This window comes from Boseongicola sp. (genome assembly GCF_057460485.1).
Genome location: NZ_JBVCWP010000423.1, coordinates 1 through 2,403 on the forward strand (window position 1 = coordinate 1; position 2,403 = coordinate 2,403).

Below are 2,403 nucleotides of genomic sequence, written 5' to 3' on the forward strand. Positions count from 1 at the left end.
CAAGGCACGGGCGCTCGGCGTCCCGACAGCGGTAGTGGATCACCGGCAATTCAAGGGCGACCGCGAAAAATTCGATGCGGCGGTCCACGCCGCCCTGCTGGAGGCGGCCCCCGACATCATCGGCATGGCCGGTTTCATGCGCATCCTGACCCCCGGCTTCATCGCCAAATGGGAAGGCCGGATGCTGAATATCCACCCGTCTCTGCTGCCGAAATATCGCGGCCTGCACACCCACCAGCGTGCGATCGAAGCTGGCGACAAGGTTGCCGGATGCTCTGTCCATCTGGTCACGGCTGAACTGGATGCAGGGCCCGTTCTGGGGCAGGCAGAAGTGGAAATCCTGGAAGAAGACACGGCTGAAACGCTTGCGGCACGGGTTCTGGAGCAGGAGCACAAGCTCTATCCGAGAATTCTGGCCGAATTCGCGGGGCAATGAGCCGCGTTTCCACGATCCGCAACCTCGGCCCCAAGGTCGAGCAGATGTTTGCCAGAGCAGGGATTCACACGGCAGAGGAAATCTTTGAGCTGGGCGCGGAAGAGGCCTATCGGCGATTGTTGAAGGTCGGTATCCGACCGCACTTCATCGGCTTCTACTGCCTCTACCTCGGGCTGCAAAACCGGCCGTGGAACGACTTGTCACCTGAGGAAAAATCAGACCTTCGCAAGACGTTTGACACCGTGGTCGAAGGCGCCCGAACCGAATTCGGCGAACGCTCCGCCATCGAGGCGGAGTTGAATGTGCTAGGCGTCGGGTTCCGCCGCGCCAACAAATGATAGACTTGAAGTAGCGTCTGATTTCCGACTGTTGGCGGCGAACGGCAGGTGCCAACAGGAATCAGAATGTCACAGTTTTTGAATTCCCTTAACTTTTAATAAATTTTTCTTGCTCTTATAGCGACTTAGCCTCATATTCCGGAGCAGAAATACAATTAAACCCGCTGCTTATGGGCCCGTGTATGGTCTGTTGGCGGCATTGCCCCTGGGTTGAAATGTAATGATGACACCAAAGAAGTTGTTCTTGCGCTGCAGGAGCAAATCTTTTCGAGACCACGAGTCTTATCGACGCGACGAGCGCGGCGGCGTTACGATTGAGTTCGTGTTGTGGGCACCCGTGTTCGCGGCGCTGATTGCCGGTGCGACCGACATTACCCTTGCCTTCATGAATCAGTCCAACTTCTGGAATGTCGCGCGCGACACTGCGCGGGCCATTTCACGGCACGCGATGGATGAAGGGCAGGGCGAGGGCTATGCTGAAGCCAACGCAGCCTTCGCAAATGCAGCACCAGATGCGTTAGTGCGCTGCTTCGATGGGGACGGTAATACGGTGGCCTGCGAGATTTCAGCCGCCAGTCATGTGATCGTGACAATCACCGCCCCTGCGACAACCATCGACGCGTTTGGGATTTTCGGAATCTTCAAGGACACCACGATCAAGGCTGAAGTCAGGCACAAAATGGAGCCCAAGTAATCGGGTAGTGTTATGTTCACGTACAAAACTCTTAAAGACTTTGCGAAAGATGAGAGTGCCGTCGGAACGATTATGGCGCTGTTCTGGTTTATTGTCTGCGCAGGCATCGTCGGCTTGTCGGTCGATACCGCGAACGCATGGCGACAAAAAGAGCGGCTGCAGCTGACGGCTGACGTCGCCTCGCACGCCGCTATCGTGGAAATTCTGAACGGCGGAAGCCTGGCCGATGCGCGTTTGGCGGCCCGCGAGTACGTGTTAGCGAACATGCCAAACGCCGGTTACGGGCGGGTGATCAACGAAGACCTGAAAGACATCATTCTTTCCGACTACGATGATGGCGCCAAAACGGTTTCCGCTCCGGCGACTGCGGCGGATGTTAACGCCGTGACGGTACAACTGCACCGAGACGACATCGTAGACAATCCGGTGGGGACTTACCTGCTGCGAATTATAGGCTTTCCCAGCTGGCAGGTTAAGAGGTCTGGAACAACCGTCATCAACATCTTTAAGGAATGCCCGCTGTACGAAGGCGTATGGGCGCACGACAATATCAAGTCTTCGAATGATAATTACTTCGGGAATAAATACTGCGTCCACAGTCAGGACTTCGTCGATATACCGCAAAGGAATACTTTTGAATCGGGCGCGAACAGCACTGATCCGGAAGAAGGCTCTTACCTCGGAATGCCAAGCCTGCTGGACTGCAAGACCAAATGCGTCGACTCGGCCAACCCCGGTGCCACAGATGCCGCACACGAAATAAACTTGCTGTTGCCGGATTTCGGCGACATTGTCCAGAACACACGCGACAGTATGCTTTCGAGTTCCGACAACGACCTCAAGACCGAGTTCTGGTCGGGCAAGGAGCTGGAAACCGACATCGCCAAACTGCAGCCGTTGATCGATATTGGCGCCATTCCGGACCCGAACGACCC

Annotated in this window: 4 protein-coding genes; all 4 read left to right on the top strand. The window is 56.0% G+C overall.

Annotated elements, in window-relative coordinates; genetic code table 11:
- Window positions 1-436 (top strand): phosphoribosylglycinamide formyltransferase (purN, locus tag AC221Y_RS23090; RefSeq protein WP_486708624.1); only part of this gene is annotated, 436 nt, incomplete at its 5' end.
- On the top strand, window positions 433-774 hold the full coding sequence (locus AC221Y_RS23095) for a TfoX/Sxy family protein (RefSeq protein ID WP_486708625.1): 342 nt from the start codon (window positions 433-435) through the stop codon (window positions 772-774). The genes purN and AC221Y_RS23095, both read left to right, overlap by 4 nt.
- A gap of 223 nt (window positions 775-997) precedes the next feature.
- Complete coding sequence (locus tag AC221Y_RS23100) at window positions 998-1,468, top strand: TadE/TadG family type IV pilus assembly protein (protein WP_486708627.1); 471 nt, start codon at window positions 998-1,000, stop codon at window positions 1,466-1,468.
- Between the two features lie 72 nt (window positions 1,469-1,540).
- Window positions 1,541-2,403: Tad domain-containing protein (locus tag AC221Y_RS23105; protein ID WP_486708626.1), on the top strand; the 863-nt coding region annotated here is incomplete at its 3' end.

What these genes read in the sequence shown, in the direction of transcription:
- AC221Y_RS23095 (WP_486708625.1), top strand. Translation starts at nt 433, where the DNA reads ATGAGCCGCGTTTCCACGATCCGCAACCTCGGCCCCAAGGTCGAGCAG.
- AC221Y_RS23100 (WP_486708627.1), top strand. Translation starts at nt 998, where the DNA reads ATGACACCAAAGAAGTTGTTCTTGCGCTGCAGGAGCAAATCTTTTCGA.